This window comes from Halovibrio variabilis (assembly GCF_007991175.1).
In the GTDB taxonomy this organism is placed as follows: domain Bacteria; phylum Pseudomonadota; class Gammaproteobacteria; order Pseudomonadales; family Halomonadaceae; genus Vreelandella; species Vreelandella variabilis.
The window spans coordinates 1-14,274 of record NZ_BJXV01000033.1; the positions used below are offsets into that span (position 1 = coordinate 1).

The window sequence follows — 14,274 nt, forward strand, 5'->3', positions numbered from 1 at the left end:
AAGGTAGCTTTAGCTCGCGACCATTCAGACTTCCAGGCCGGGAGTGCCTAGAAACCGGCAACCCCCGCCTGCTGCAGCTGCCTAGCCATCGCCTGAACTTCCGGGTGGCTAAAAAACGCTACCAGCGCGTCAGCGCGAACCGGGCCAATGCCAGGAACGGCTTGCCACTGCTCGCGCTGGTAGTCCGCTAAATCATCCCAATCCCCGCGAACCGACTCACTACCCGGCGGCGCGCCCAGCGCACTTAGCCAAGCCGCAAACGGTTGACGAAGTGCGACTCGAAATTGCTCCGTGAGCGCGTCAGCGGTCGTCTCACCAATACCGTAGGCCTCGCGCAGCTGGCGTGGTTCAACGCTCAGCCAGTCGAGTAACTGCATGACGACGCCCGCTTCCATTAGCGCTTGCCAGGTACCTTCACCTATCCCCTGCATACCCAGCTGCTCGCCCAGGTAGGTGAGCCGCGCCAGCAACTGGGCATCGCAGCCGGGGGTTAATTCAAAACAGCTCAGCAGGTGGTAGCGCTGGGGTGACGGCGGGGTCAGCGGCGAGCGCTCCTGGGTGTGCCAAACCACCTCAGTTAACTGGGGGATCGTTAGTCCCGCTAGCGAAATTGCCACCTGGTCACCGGGGCGAACATCCAGCGATTCCCAGCGCTCCAAGGAGCCCAGCGAAACACGGCTGATGCGCCGCCCTTCTAACCGTACTGGATTAAGCCATACCAGCGGCGTTACTCGCCCGGTGCGCCCCACGCGAAACTCGATGCCGCGCACTTCGGCCAGCGCCTGCTGGGTGGGGTATTTCCAGGCGATGGCCCACTCGGGTGGCGACGATGACCAGTGCTTGATACCGGGGCGCTCAGCCTGTTTGATGACCACCCCGTCGGTGGCAAACGGCAGCGGGCCGTTGAACCAGGTATCGCGCCAATAGGCGGCATCACGGCGATCATCCAACGGATAAGTGTAATCAGCGGTATCAAAGCCCAGCGCGCTCAGCTGGGCTAAGCGGCTTTCCATTTCGGTCGGGCCGTCAGGCCAGCCCCAGACAAACAGGCCAATACGCTCAAGGGAGTCTGCAGTCGGTGAGGATTGCGCCATTGCTCCTGCCACGTTACCGCGTGCGCCAGAAGAGGGCGAACGCGACTGAACGTGCTCCTCCAGCCGCCAGTACAGCTCGCCTTGGAATAACGCAGAAATCGGCTCGGGTAGCGTATTGGGAACGGCAGGTAGCTGTCGGGCACGCGCCGTCCAGTCCTGGCCCCGTTCGCCGTCCCCGCGGCTGACGGCTTCGACCAGTTCGCCATCGACATAGCGCAGGGTAATCGCCACGCCGTCGACTTTGGGCTGAATCCACAGATTTTCCCGGCGGCTGGTAAAGCGCCTGACACCCTCGTCATCGGCTTTATTGAGGCCGCGCTGGGCCGCCGGGTGCTCAAGGGAGCCACGACTGCTGGTCACCCGCGTCAACGGGCGATGATCCGGTTCTGCGCCTAAACAGCGCTGCCAAATGGCCAGGCGCGCTATCGCTTGGTCGTAGAGAGGATCGTCTATCAGCGCGACACCCTCATCATGGTAAGCGCGATCCCAGCGGTGAACCTGCTCGGCCAGCGCCTGGCTTTCGCGAGATAAGCGCTCCTCCGCCCAATCGGGGCACTCGGCCGCCTGTGCGGAAAAAGTGACAAGCCCGATAATGCCACTCAGCAGCCACGCTACAATCGCTCTAGATATTTCGCCCCTCGACATCCCCGCCCCCTTATCCTGTGCGCCTAATGTTCGGCAAACAGGCCTAGCCTAGCGCAACGGGCATAAAAAAAGCCCCCGACCGAAGCCAAAGGGGCGATTTAAGACATGTCTTACAAACCGTATAGCGAATGTCTTACAAACCGGCGGCCTTACGCAGCGCCTCGGCTTTATCGATTTTCTCCCACGGAAAGGCGATAAAGGTTTCGATATGCGCTTGGCCTTTGTCGTCATTCCAGGTGTAGCTGTGCTCGAACGGCGCCCGACCGAAGTGGCCGTAAGCAGCGGTGAGCTGATACATGGGGTGAAGCAGATCGAGCATTTTGGTGATGGCGAAGGGGCGCAGGTCAAAATGCTCGCGTACCAAGGCAACGATCTTGGCATCGTCAATCTTACCGGTGCCGAAAGTATCAATGGAAACCGATGTCGGCTCGGCAACGCCAATGGCGTAGGAGACCTGGATTTCACACTTATCCGCCAGACCTGATGCGACAATGTTTTTGGCCACGTAGCGGCCCGCATAGGCGGCACTACGATCGACTTTAGACGGGTCTTTGCCCGAGAATGCGCCGCCACCGTGGCGCGCCATACCACCGTAGGTGTCGACGATGATTTTACGCCCGGTCAACCCGCAATCGCCTACCGGCCCGCCAATCACGAACTTACCGGTGGGGTTGATGTGGTACTGGGTGCTCTCGTCTAACCATTCGGCGGGAATCACTTGCTCAATGATCTCGCGCTTGACCATGGTACGCAGGTCCTCCGGGTCGATACCCGGGTCGTGCTGCGTCGACAGCACGATGGCATCGACACCATAGGGCTGGCCCTGGGCGTTATAGCGAATCGTAACCTGACTTTTGGCATCCGGGCGCAGCCAGGGTAACAGGCCATTTTTACGCAGCTCTGCCTGGCGCTCGACCAAACGATGCGAGTAGTGAATAGCGGCGGGCATAAACGAATCGGTTTCGTTGGTCGCGTAGCCAAACATCAGGCCCTGGTCGCCAGCGCCCTGATCTTCCGGCTTAGTACGATCAACGCCCTGGGCGATATCGACACTCTGCTTGCCAATCAGATTGATTACGCCGCAGGTAGCACCGTCAAACCCTACGTCTGACGAGGTGTAACCGATATCGGTAATCACCTCGCGCACCAAGGTTTCTAAATCGACCCATGCCGAGGTGGTAATTTCACCGGCAATAATCGCTACCCCGGTTTTCACCATGGTTTCACAAGCAACACGTGCCTGCTTATCGCGGGCAATGATGGCATCTAGCACGGCATCCGAAATCTGATCGGCAATTTTATCGGGATGACCTTCTGAGACGGACTCGGAGGTAAACAGGGAATATTCGCTCATTGCGCACTCGGCCCTCTGTATGACGGCTGTGTTAGGACACAGCATCAGCAGGAAATCATGGCAGGTGTCCCCTGCCCGTATTAGAGAGCGGCAGCGCCGCCTCGGGGAGCAGAGTCTACACGCTGTCGGCGACGCTTCCCAGAATGTCCGTGTCAGAATTTAGCACTACCACTGCGGCTGCATTTGCCGCCACATAGGAAGTCAGCGACAATAGCGCCTTTATTATTTCTGTTTTCGGCGAGGAGCACCCCATGCCATCCCGTTTTGAGCAAGCCAATGCCATTCGCGCCCTTTCCATGGATGCCGTTCAGAAGGCCAAGTCCGGCCATCCGGGCGCGCCCATGGGGATGGCGGATATTGCCGAGGTGCTATGGAACGACTACCTCAAGCACAACCCCGAAGACCCTACGTGGGCCGATCGTGACCGTTTTGTGCTGTCTAATGGCCACGGCTCAATGCTGCTTTACTCGCTGCTGCACTTAACGGGCTACGAGCTAAGCCTGGAGCAACTGCAGAACTTTCGCCAACTGCACTCGCCTACTGCCGGCCACCCCGAGCTGGGCTATGCGCCGGGCATTGAGACCACAACCGGCCCGCTGGGGCAGGGCTTTGCCAACGCCGTCGGCTTCGCCATTGCCGAAAAAACCCTGGCGGCGCAGTTCAACCGCCCCGGCCACACCATCGTCGATCACCACACCTGGTGCTTTTTGGGCGACGGCTGCCTGATGGAGGGGGTGTCCCACGAAGCGGCGTCGCTGGCTGGTACCCAGCAGTTGGGCAAACTGATCGCGCTTTACGACGACAACGGCATCTCGATTGATGGCGAAGTGGAAGGTTGGTTTACCGACGATACCGCCAAACGCTTTGACGCCTACGGCTGGCACGTAGTACCCAACGTCGACGGCCACAATCCGGAAGAGGTCAAAGCCGCTATTGAACTGGCCAAGAGCCACGACGATAAACCGAGCCTGATTATCTGCAAAACCATCATCGGCTTTGGCGCGCCCAACAAGCAGGGCAAAGAAGATGCCCACGGCTCACCCTTAGGCGATGACGAAGTGGCCCTGGCGCGCACCCAGCTCGACTGGCCTCACGCGCCCTTCCATATCCCCGAGCCCATCTACTCAGCCTGGGATGCCCGCAAGGCGGGCAAGGCGGCTCAGCAGGCGTGGGAAGACCGCTTTGCCCGCTACGCTGACGCCTTCCCCACCGAAGCGCGGGAATTCACCCGCCGAATGAAGCGCCAGCTGCCTACGGCGCTTACTACCGAGGCACTGATCGAACAGGCTCAAGAGCGCGGCGAGTCCATCGCCTCACGTAAAGCTTCGTTTGAAGCGCTCAATGTTATCGGCCCGCAAATGCCGGAGCTGCTGGGTGGCAGCGCCGACCTGGCCCCCTCTAACCTGACCTTCTGGAAAGGCGCCCAAGCCATCACCCCGGAAGACGCCAGCGGTAACTACCTGCACTATGGTGTGCGTGAGTTCGGTATGGGGGCGATCATGAACGGCATCGCCCTGCACGGCGGCCTGGTGCCTTACGGCGCGACCTTCCTGATCTTTATGGAGTACATGCGTAACTCGATTCGCATGGCGTCGTTGATGGGTCAGCAGGTTATCTACGTATTTACCCACGACTCCATCGGCCTGGGTGAAGATGGCCCCACCCACCAGCCCATTGAGCAATTGACTAGCCTGCGCACCACGCCGAACCTGAACACCTGGCGCCCCTGCGATGCGGTAGAAACCGCCGCCGCCTGGGATGCTGCGCTCAAGCGCCACTCTGGCCCCACGGCGCTGGTACTCTCACGCCAGAACCTGGCCCATCAGCAGCGCACGAAAGCCCAGTTGGCAGCCATTCAAAACGGGGCGTACGTACTTAAAGATAGCGAAGGCACACCCGAGCTGATTTTAATTGCCACTGGCTCAGAAGTGGCCCTGGCGATGGACGCTGCCGCCGAGCTTGAGCAGCAGGGCAAAGCGGTACGCGTGGTCTCCATGCCGTCGGCCTACCGCTTTAACGGCCAGGACGCCGAGTACCGCGAAAGCGTACTGCCCAAGGCGGTCACCAAGCGTATCGCTATCGAAGCCGCTCACGCCGACTACTGGTACAAGTATGTCGGCCTGGACGGTCGCGTGATTGGCATGACCACCTACGGCGAATCCGCCCCGGCGGGCGACCTGTTCAAGCACTTCGGCTTTACCGTCGAAAACGTGGTCAAGCAAGCCAACGAACTACTCGGCTAAAGCCATGCCAGCACTGGGTGGCTTTCTATGGCTAATTAGCTACTGGTTGATCGGTGAAGTGGTGATTCACTTCACCGCTTTGCCGATCTCGTCAGGCGTGATTGGCATGCTGCTGCTGTGCGCGACGCTGGCCGTCCGTGGGCGAGTACCGTCCAGCATTGCGGCGGCCGCCCAGCCATTGATCGGGCTACTCGCCATGCTGATTATGCCCGGCGTGGTCGGGGTATTTTTTATCGCGGGGGAGTTGGCCGGGCAGTGGACGGCTATTCTTATCGCCTTGGTAGTGGGTACGCTACTCAGCGTGCTGACCACGCTGTGGCTACTCAAACGGCTTATCGGGCAGCCCAGTGGCCACTAATACGTGGCTAAGCGTATTAACCGCCACCCCACTGTTTGCGGTGGGGTTAACGCTGGCCGCTTATCTCGCGGGGAGCCGCCTTTTTCAGCGTTTGAAACGTCCTGCGTGGTTACCCGCTATATTGATTGCGTCACTGCTGTTAGCGGGTGCTCTGGCGCTGATAGGGCTGCCTTACGCCACCTATCAGCAGGATGCCACCTGGCTAACGGTGCTGCTCGGGCCCGCCACGGTGGCACTCGGCATGCCGCTTTATCAGCAGCTACCGCGTGTCGTTGAGCTGTGGCGCCCGCTGACGATTTGTTTGCCTGTGGCCGCTACGCTGGCGGCTTTTTATGCGCTGGCGATTGCCTGGCTACTGGGCAGCTCCGACACGATTCTCGCCTCCATTGCCGCTAAGTCGGTGACCGCGCCTATTGCCATCGGCATTACCGAGCAGCTTGGCGGCACAACCGCCCTGCTGCTGGGCGCGCTGTTGGTCACCGGGGTCATCACGATACCCTGTGTCAGCCTCGCGGCGCGTCTCTTACATATCGATGACGAGCGCCTAATCGGTTTTGCCCTGGGGCTGAACGGCCATGCGATTGGTACGGTAAGAGCCTTTGAGATTAGCCCCACGGCTGGCGCTTTTGCCTCCCTGGGCATGAGCCTAACGGGCATTTTCACCGCGCTGCTACTACCGCTCGCCTGGCGGCTGATCGGCATGGGCGGCTAATAAGCAGCGGGAAAGAATCGCTAACTAAAATACGTTATCATCGCTGGGTTTCAACGCCCCTTTTGTTTCACTTTCAAGAGCCAACCGTCTGCATGGCTAATTCCGCCCCTAGGTATCGCATCGCCATTAACGGTTACGGACGCATTGGCCAGTGCGTGCTGCGGGCACTCGTCGAGCGGCACCACCCCGAGCTTGAAGTGGTGGCCATTAATGAGCTATCTGACCTCCCGACGATCACCTATTTAACCCGCTACGACACGACTCATGGCCGCTTTCCCGGCGACGTTGACAGCGACGGCCAGGCCCTCATCGTCAATGGCCAACGCATCCAGGTGCTGTGCGAACAAGACCCTCGCCAGCTACCTTGGGAAGCCCTTGATGTGGACCTGGTGCTGGAATGCTCCGGCAGCTTTAAAGACCGCGCCACCGCCGAGCTGCACCTAGCCGCAGGGGCTAAACGGCTGTTGTTTTCCCAACCAGCGGAAAACGACGTCGATGCCACCATTGTGTGGGGCATCAATGAAAGCGAGCTAGCGCTTTCCCAGCGCATTCTGTCTGCCGCTTCGTGCACCACCAATTGTTTAGTGCCACTCCTGACCGTTCTTGACGAGGCACTCGGCATTGAGCACGGCGTCACCACGACGATTCACTCGGCGATGAACGATCAGCCGGTGATTGATGCCTATCACCAAACCGACCTACGCCTGACCCGCTCGGCGATGCACTCGATTGTCCCGGTGGACACCGGCCTGGCGCTGGGCATTAGCCGCTTGATGCCCAGCCTAGCGGACCGCTTTGAGTGCTTGCACGTGCGCGTTCCCACGATTAATGTCTCGGCCATGGACGTCGCCCTCACCGTCAACCGCGACACCCACCGCGACGCCGTGAACGCACTGCTTCGCAACGCTAGCCAACAGCGCTTAAAGGGCGTGCTTGGCTATACTGAAGCGCCGATGGCGTCGGTTGATTTTAATCACGACCCTCACTCAGGCATCCTCGATGCGACCCAAACCCGGGTGGCCGGCAAGCGACTCATCAAGCTGCTGTGCTGGTTCGATAACGAGTGGGGGTTCGCTAACCGAATGCTCGATATTAGCCAGCGTCTGGCCAGGCTTTCAGCCCCGACGTAACCTGTTTGCAGTTAATTCAACGGCATAAACACGAGGAAACCGCTTCCATGAATGTAAACAAGATGACTGACCTTCCCTTGGAAGGACAACGCGTGCTGATCCGTGAAGATTTGAATGTGCCCATCAAACACGGCCGCGTCTCTAGCGACGCCCGGCTGCGAGCCGCTCTACCGACTATCCAGGCGGCCATGGAGGCCGGAGCGAAAGTGATGCTGATGAGCCATTTAGGCCGCCCTACCGAAGGTGAACCCGAGGATGAATTTTCCCTCGCGCCGGTGGCCGCTCATCTGAGTGAATTGATGGGCCGGCCAGTGCCGCTGATCAAAGCCTATCTGGGTGAAACGCTGGACCTTGCCAACGGCGATGTCGTTTTGCTTGAGAACGTGCGCTTTAATAGCGGTGAGAAAAAAGACGCTGAACAGTTGGCAAAACAGTACGCCGCGCTGTGCGATGTGTTTGTCATGGATGCGTTCGGTACCGCCCACCGCGCCCAGGCTTCCACCCATGGAGTAGCGCGTTTTGCCCCCAGCGCCTGCGCAGGACCGCTGCTTGCCCAAGAGCTGGATGCCCTTGAAAAAGCGCTGGCGCATCCGGCCCGACCCATGGCAGCCATCGTCGGTGGCTCGAAGGTCTCTACCAAGCTGGATGTGCTGACCGCGCTGGCGGATAAGTGCGATCAACTGATTGTCGGTGGCGGTATCGCCAACACCTTTATTGCCGCCGCCGGCTACAACGTCGGTAAATCGCTCCATGAAGCCGATTTGATCGGTCAGGCGAAGGCACTGATGGAAAAAGTCTCTATTCCACTGCCCACTGATGTCGTGGTCGCCACTGAGTTCTCCGAATCGGCGCAAGCCGTGGTCAAGCCGGTCGACCAGGTGGCTGACGACGAGATGATTTTAGATATCGGCCCGGAAACTGCCGCCCACTTGGCGAGTATGCTCAAAGACGCGGGCACCATCTTGTGGAATGGTCCTGTCGGTGTGTTTGAAATTGACCAGTTTGGTAAAGGCACCCAGGTGATCGCCCAGGCCATCGCCGAAAGCGCAGGCTTCTCCATTGCCGGTGGCGGCGATACCTTAGCGGCCATTGATAAATACGCCATTGAGGATCGCGTGTCGTACATTTCTACCGGTGGGGGTGCCTTTCTTGAGTACGTTGAAGGCAAGCAATTGCCTGCCGTGGCAGCACTCGAAGCAGCTGCTAAACGCAGCTAATAAAAACTTGAACCTCGGCGCTCATGGTGCTTGTTCAGATAACTCAATTTACAACGCAAACAGGTAAGATAATTTTATGGCTTTGATCAGCATGCGCCAAATGCTCGACCACGCCGCCGAATACGGCTACGGCATTCCGGCGTTCAACGTTAATAACCTTGAGCAGATGCGCGCCATTATGGAAGCCGCCGATGCCACCGACTCACCGGTGATCGTGCAAGCCTCTGCGGGCGCGCGTAAGTATGCGGGCGCACCATTCCTGCGCCACTTGATCCTGGCGGCGGTGGAAGAGTTTCCACATATCCCCGTGGCGATGCATCAGGATCACGGTACCAGTCCGGCGGTTTGCCAGCGCTCTATCCAACTTGGCTTCTCCTCGGTCATGATGGATGGCTCGCTGGGTGAAGACGGCAAAACGCCAATGGACTATGACTATAACGTCAATGTTACCCGTCGTACGGTGGAAATGGCCCATGCCTGTGGGGTTTCCGTCGAGGGCGAGCTGGGCTGTTTGGGTAGCCTGGAAACCGGCATGGCCGGCGAGGAAGACGGCATTGGCGCTGAAGGCAAGCTGGATAGGGAGCAGTTGCTGACCGACCCCGAAGAAGCCGCAGCGTTTGTTAAAGCGACCCACGTGGACGCCCTGGCGATTGCTATCGGCACCAGCCACGGCGCTTACAAATTCACCCAGCCACCCACCGGCGACACGCTGTCTATTCAGCGTATTAAAGAAATTCACGCGCGTATTCCGGACACCCACCTGGTAATGCACGGCTCCTCGTCGGTACCCCAGGCGTGGCTGGAAGTGATTAACCAGTACGGCGGCGAGATTCCCGAAACGTATGGCGTACCGGTGGCGGAGATTGTCGAAGGTATCAAGCATGGCGTGCGCAAGGTCAACATCGACACCGACCTGCGCTTGGCGTCTACCGGTGCAGTGCGTCGCTTCCTGGCTGAGAATCCGTCTGAATTCGACCCACGCAAGTTCCTGAAAGAGACCGTTACAGCGATGCGCGATCTTTGTATCGCTCGCTATGAAGCCTTTGGTACGGCTGGCAATGCCAGCAAAATAAAGCCAATTAACTTGGAAGAGATGTTCCTACGCTACGAGCGCGGTGAATTGGCACCCAAGGTTAAATAAGCGCGCCGCCGACGCCAAACAAAAAGACGACCCGCGGGTCGTCTTTTTTGCCGAGTGCTGACGTTAGCCATTATCGGCGTTGCCATCCCCGTCATCTTGGCTATTCTCTGCTTCGCTGCTATTGATAGCGTTCTGAGCGCTGCCGGTGCCTCCTGTGCCAGCATCAGGGCTTCTTTGTTCCTCGTCTGAAGATTCAGACTCAGACGCCCTATTGTCTTCGCCGCTATTATTGGCAGCGTCTTGGCGTTTTACCGATCCCGCTTTGATGCCGTACGCCTCTTCTAGCGCCTCGTCATTGAGCGCCTCGTGCTGCTCACCCTCTGACGCATGATTATCAGCAAGCACATGGCTGGTGGTTAGCAAAGCAGCGCTTAGCGCAAAGGGTAAAATCCAGGGGGTCAATCGCATGGCACGGTCTCCATTTTTAGTTAGGCAAGCATAGTTTATCCCTACTAGCTCTTCAGCGCAGCTTGGCCGTTCTAACGCTGGATGACATACAGCAAACGCCACCAAAATGCACATAGCGGGTTACGCTGGCTCAACAGCGCCACGCTGGCAAGTAAAAAATAATAAAACAGTGTTCACAAATAGCGTAAAATCCCGTTCAATAGTCGTATGGTTGGTTTTAACTAACACTGGCAGCGCTAGAGCCGCTGCAAGGAAACGCAATGCCACTCCCACTTTTGCTGTTTGACTGTGATGGCACACTTGTCGATAGCGAACCGCTTTTAGCCGAAGAAATGGCCGTTGGGCTGAATGCAGTAGGACTCCCTTTTGCTCCTACTGATTACCTTGGCGAATTTCGTGGCGCGCGTTTTCGGCGTATTGTTGCCGAACTGCAACAGCGATACGGGATGGTGGATCCCGACCAGCTCAAACGCATGGAAATTACCATGCGCGCCAATTTAGCCACTAGGCTCGCCCAGGAGCTAACCACGATACCCGGCGCCTATGAAGCGTTAGATATTCTAGCGGCCTATCCCAGCGCGGTGGTTTCCAACGGTCCGGAAAACAAAATTCACACCGCCTTGGCAACCACCGGGCTAAGCGACTATTTTGGCAACCGCTTTTTCAGCGGCTATACCGCCAATTGTTGGAAACCTGAACCCTGTCTACATTTGCACGCAGCGAGTATCATGGGCTATGCACCGCGTGATTGTATCGCCATTGATGACGCCTTGGTCGGGGTTCGTGCCGCTCTCAAAGCGGGGATGACGGTAATCCACTTAAATCGTTTCCCCGATGCCGAAGAAACCCCTGAAGACGCTATCATGATCAGCAACATGTATCAGTTACCCGCGGTGGTGGAACGACTCACACGTGAATATTGGCAAACCCCCGTGCCTCAACATTCAATAGGAGGATAATAATGGCCTCTTTACGCGACCAACTGGGCGGGCTGGTTTACTCCACTGAACACGGTAAAACCTGCCCCGTATGCCGCGAAGCGCTCGACGCGTGCCGCTGCGAAGATGCCAGCGAGCAGGAGCGTTTGGCGGCACTTGATGGCGTGGTCCGCATACGTCGCGAAACCAGCGGGCGCAAGGGTAAAGGCGTTACCACCGTGAGCGGCATTCCCCTGCCAAGCGATGAGCTAAAACGCTTGGCTAAAACGCTTAAAAAGCGCTGTGGAACGGGTGGCGCGGTTAAAGAGGGTATTATTGAGATTCAAGGCGACCACCGCGATACCCTGCGCCAAGAGCTCAGCGGCCTCGGTTACCGGGTCAAACTCGCTGGGGGTTAAACCTCGTCCACACAATGACTTATCGCTGGATAAGTCACTATAGAGCAAGGCACTGCAATGGCTTGGCTGGAATATTTGCTACCGCTAATTTTTTTATTCCCCATGGCAGCAATGGGCAGCATTGTTTTAGCGTTGCGCAGCCTGCACGATGCCCGCGTTCATTCGCCTTTTAAAGCGCCGCTTCACGAGCCAGGCCAAGCATTGCGTAAACGCCTTGACCAAGCCTTTTCCAGTCTGTTTTTGAACGGTGCCTTAGGGCCTATCGTTAGCCTAGCACCGCTGGTTTATGGCATGGGCCGCATGCTGTTTGTCGAACGACAGGACTGGGTTGAGTGGGCCCTCTACGGTCTGCTCAGCACGCTACTCGTACTGATGTTTTCGCTCCTCCTGGTGCGCGATTATCAGCGTATCCGGCGACTCAAATTAGGCTTGGCCTGTGAGCTTGCCGTTGGCCAAGAATTGGAACGTCTCATCCGCCCCGAGGCACACCCCTACTATGTGTTCCATGATGTACCCACCGATAGCTTTACCATCGACCATGTAGTCGTCACTCCTCATGGCGTGTTTGTGGTTGAAACACGGGCTAGAACGCTTGCCATTGGCAGCGATGGCAATGAGCTCAACACGGTGGCGGTAGAGCGCGAGCGATTGCGCTTTCCGCATTGGCAAGAACGCCGACCGCTGCACAAAACACGACAAGGCGTCAGTTGGCTTTCCCAATGGTTGGAGCGACGCTGTGGTGTGCCCGTCCCCGTGCGAGGCGTGCTGGCACTGCCGGGTTGGAAAATAGATAACAGCGAGGCCGCCCCGGATATTCTGGTCGTCAGCGGCGATATACTGGCCAAGCAGTTAACCGAGCTGGCGCACGGCCCCCTTAACGATGCCATCCACGATAAGGTCATCAATGTGCTGCTTGAGCGCGCCAGGTTGATGGAGTTGAAGCACCTAAGCCAACCGTCGGTGTAACGGCGGTCGACTTAATTGCCGCGCAGACGCCCGCCCATTTCCTGAGCCAGGTCCACCGCGTAGTGATCCGTCATTCCTCCGATGAAGTCCAACATTCGCCGGTAGCTATCGTAGAGTGGCCAGGAGGGCAAAGGAGTATTTTCACCGATAAGGGCCAGCACACGCTGATGCTTAAACGATGAATGGCCAGTATGGTGAAGTTCATGAGCAGCGCCTATAAAGGCTTCGAGAAGAATCCCCAGCGTCGTATAGGCGCCAATTTCTAATTTTGCCTTGCGCTCATTTTGAAAAATACGCTCGCGGGCTAACTGCTTGGCTGCTCGCACTCCCCAGCCTAAGTCCGGGTGGCATAGTTCTAGCAAGTCCTCACTAAGCGTCCCGTTCAATAGGGCCTGCTCATGCTGTACAAATACGGCCCCCACTTCGTTGACCGCACGCTCCATGGCAGCACCGCGCAATAGCGCAATACGCCGACGTTGTGAGACTTGACGCCGCTCCATTTCGGCGTACTCGGGCGGAAACTCGCCGGCTATCTGGCGCAAAATCTCGACCACTTCCTCGTAGCGCAGGATATCCATTTCTAAGCCGTCTTCCAGGTCCAGTAGAGCGTAGCAAATGTCATCTGCCGCCTCGACCAGCCACGCCAGCGGGTGACGGCACCAGCGCTGTTCGCCTTGGGGCAGCAAACCCACCGCTTCGGCCACTTCTTTGAGTAGCGCCTGCTCTGACTGATAAGCGCCGAACTTTCCTTCTCGCCCGCCATAGCGCACTGTCCAGGGGTATTTCAGCAGCGTGCCGAGCGTCGCCGCCGACAACCGCATACCGCCATTAAACTGGTTATATTCGATCTGGGTAATTACCCGAAAGCCCTGAGCATTGCCTTCGTAGGTCAGCAGGTCTTTGCGCTCAGCGTCTGACAGCCCCTCTAGCAGGCCACTGCTCTGAGCACGCTGGAACCAGTCACGGATTGCATACTCACCGGCGTGCCCAAAAGGGGGATTGCCAATATCATGCCCCAGGCATGCTGTTTGTATAATCACACCAAGATCGGCCGGCGTTATCCATTCAGGCAGGCGATCACGCAGTAGCTCGCCGACAATCATGCCCAACGAACGGCCGACACAGCCGACTTCTAGCGAGTGGGTTAAGCGGGTATGGATATGATCGTTTTCGGTCAGCGGGTGCACCTGGGTCTTGCGCCCAAGGCGCCTAAATGAGCCCGAAAATACAATCCGGTCGTGATCTTTATGAAACGGGCTACGACCGATTTCACGCGTACTGGTAGAGCGTTGGTCGTGAAGGCGACGTGGGGAAAGTAACTGCTCCCAGCGCATCTGAGTCATGGGCATTCCTCCTTGAGGAGTGCATTCTGACATAAAACGCCAGAAAACCGCACGTTAAGGTGCGAACGGTATGGCAATCAAACGTGTAGAAAGCGTCTCGTTCAAGACCGCTTTCTAGTATCGGCGATAGGGTGACGAGTGGGTCTCTCGCCATAGATGGCGGTCTTTCAGACCTTGTGGGAGGGCGCTTCAGCGGTGGTCCGACACTTCGGCGAAGGGTGCCGAAGGCACCCCTTAGTATCATCAGGCTGGTAGCCCGAACATTCGCGAGCTAAAGCTCCCTCCCACAATAGTACGCAGGCTAAATAGCGCGCGACTTTTGTTTTA

At 57.8% G+C, this 14,274-nt stretch carries 13 protein-coding genes; 9 read left to right on the plus strand and 4 right to left on the minus strand.

Translation table 11 applies throughout. The annotated features are described in order from the left end of the window. Positions 1-47: 47 nt before the first annotated feature. Both ligB and metK read right to left on the minus strand, forming a co-directional pair. Positions 48-1,739: an NAD-dependent DNA ligase LigB gene (gene ligB / locus HVA01_RS17025; RefSeq protein WP_170243544.1), complete on the minus strand. Its 1,692-nt coding sequence runs from the start codon at positions 1,737-1,739 to the stop codon at positions 48-50. A gap of 133 nt (positions 1,740-1,872) precedes the next feature. Then, positions 1,873-3,093, minus strand: coding sequence for a methionine adenosyltransferase (metK, locus tag HVA01_RS17030; protein WP_146876605.1), 1,221 nt, complete (start codon positions 3,091-3,093; stop codon positions 1,873-1,875). Between the two features lie 251 nt (positions 3,094-3,344). On the opposite strand from metK, the gene tkt reads away from it, so the two are divergent. From tkt to fba, 6 genes are all read left to right on the plus strand, one after another. Then, entirely contained in the window at positions 3,345-5,336 is a 1,992-nt protein-coding gene (gene tkt / locus HVA01_RS17035) for a transketolase (protein ID WP_146876607.1), read from the plus strand. A 4-nt stretch (positions 5,337-5,340) separates the two neighbouring features. Beyond that, a complete protein-coding gene (locus HVA01_RS17040; RefSeq protein ID WP_146876609.1) occupies positions 5,341-5,694 on the plus strand; it encodes a CidA/LrgA family protein in 354 nt (117 codons plus the stop codon). After that, entirely contained in the window at positions 5,684-6,406 is a 723-nt protein-coding gene (locus HVA01_RS17045) for an LrgB family protein (protein ID WP_146876610.1), read from the plus strand. Before HVA01_RS17040 ends, HVA01_RS17045 begins: the two co-directional genes overlap by 11 nt. A 92-nt stretch (positions 6,407-6,498) precedes the next feature. Next, complete coding sequence (locus HVA01_RS17050) at positions 6,499-7,536, plus strand: type I glyceraldehyde-3-phosphate dehydrogenase (RefSeq protein ID WP_146876612.1); 1,038 nt, start codon at positions 6,499-6,501, stop codon at positions 7,534-7,536. A 47-nt stretch (positions 7,537-7,583) separates the two neighbouring features. Further along, positions 7,584-8,753 (plus strand): phosphoglycerate kinase, encoded by a 1,170-nt coding sequence (locus HVA01_RS17055; protein ID WP_146876614.1) that lies wholly within the window; start codon positions 7,584-7,586, stop codon positions 8,751-8,753. Positions 8,754-8,829: 76 nt separating this feature from the next. Continuing rightward, positions 8,830-9,894, plus strand: a complete 1,065-nt coding sequence (gene fba / locus HVA01_RS17060; protein WP_146876616.1) for a class II fructose-bisphosphate aldolase — start codon at positions 8,830-8,832, stop codon at positions 9,892-9,894. A gap of 63 nt (positions 9,895-9,957) precedes the next feature. Here fba and HVA01_RS17065 read toward each other — a convergent pair whose 3' ends face one another. Then, positions 9,958-10,302: a hypothetical protein gene (locus HVA01_RS17065; protein ID WP_146876618.1), complete on the minus strand. Its 345-nt coding sequence runs from the start codon at positions 10,300-10,302 to the stop codon at positions 9,958-9,960. Between the two features lie 260 nt (positions 10,303-10,562). Here HVA01_RS17065 and HVA01_RS17070 point away from each other — a divergent pair, with 260 nt between their 5' ends. The 3 genes from HVA01_RS17070 to HVA01_RS17080 are packed head-to-tail and all read left to right on the plus strand — an operon-like array spanning position 10,563 to position 12,604. Continuing rightward, the gene (locus tag HVA01_RS17070) at positions 10,563-11,261 is read left to right on the plus strand and encodes an HAD family hydrolase (RefSeq protein ID WP_146876620.1); all 699 of its coding nucleotides are present in this window, start codon (positions 10,563-10,565) and stop codon (positions 11,259-11,261) included. A gap of 2 nt (positions 11,262-11,263) precedes the next feature. Beyond that, a complete protein-coding gene (locus HVA01_RS17075; RefSeq protein ID WP_146876621.1) occupies positions 11,264-11,638 on the plus strand; it encodes a translation initiation factor Sui1 in 375 nt (124 codons plus the stop codon). A 57-nt stretch (positions 11,639-11,695) separates the two neighbouring features. Next, positions 11,696-12,604, plus strand: coding sequence for a nuclease-related domain-containing protein (locus HVA01_RS17080; RefSeq protein WP_146876623.1), 909 nt, complete (start codon positions 11,696-11,698; stop codon positions 12,602-12,604). An 11-nt stretch (positions 12,605-12,615) separates the two neighbouring features. Here HVA01_RS17080 and HVA01_RS17085 read toward each other — a convergent pair whose 3' ends face one another. Next, on the minus strand, positions 12,616-13,947 hold the full coding sequence (locus HVA01_RS17085; RefSeq protein ID WP_146876625.1) for a deoxyguanosinetriphosphate triphosphohydrolase: 1,332 nt from the start codon (positions 13,945-13,947) through the stop codon (positions 12,616-12,618). Positions 13,948-14,274 lie beyond the last annotated feature (327 nt).

Coding starts and splice junctions, on each gene's coding strand:
- ligB (WP_170243544.1), bottom strand. CDS start 1,739: ATGTCGAGGGGCGAAATATCTAGAGCGATTGTAGCGTGGCTGCTGAGT.
- metK (WP_146876605.1), bottom strand. CDS start 3,093: ATGAGCGAATATTCCCTGTTTACCTCCGAGTCCGTCTCAGAAGGTCAT.
- tkt (WP_146876607.1), top strand. CDS start 3,345: ATGCCATCCCGTTTTGAGCAAGCCAATGCCATTCGCGCCCTTTCCATG.
- HVA01_RS17040 (WP_146876609.1), top strand. CDS start 5,341: ATGCCAGCACTGGGTGGCTTTCTATGGCTAATTAGCTACTGGTTGATC.
- HVA01_RS17050 (WP_146876612.1), top strand. CDS start 6,499: ATGGCTAATTCCGCCCCTAGGTATCGCATCGCCATTAACGGTTACGGA.
- HVA01_RS17055 (WP_146876614.1), top strand. CDS start 7,584: ATGAATGTAAACAAGATGACTGACCTTCCCTTGGAAGGACAACGCGTG.
- fba (WP_146876616.1), top strand. CDS start 8,830: ATGGCTTTGATCAGCATGCGCCAAATGCTCGACCACGCCGCCGAATAC.
- HVA01_RS17065 (WP_146876618.1), bottom strand. CDS start 10,302: ATGCGATTGACCCCCTGGATTTTACCCTTTGCGCTAAGCGCTGCTTTG.
- HVA01_RS17070 (WP_146876620.1), top strand. CDS start 10,563: ATGCCACTCCCACTTTTGCTGTTTGACTGTGATGGCACACTTGTCGAT.
- HVA01_RS17075 (WP_146876621.1), top strand. CDS start 11,264: ATGGCCTCTTTACGCGACCAACTGGGCGGGCTGGTTTACTCCACTGAA.
- HVA01_RS17080 (WP_146876623.1), top strand. CDS start 11,696: ATGGCTTGGCTGGAATATTTGCTACCGCTAATTTTTTTATTCCCCATG.
- HVA01_RS17085 (WP_146876625.1), bottom strand. CDS start 13,947: ATGACTCAGATGCGCTGGGAGCAGTTACTTTCCCCACGTCGCCTTCAC.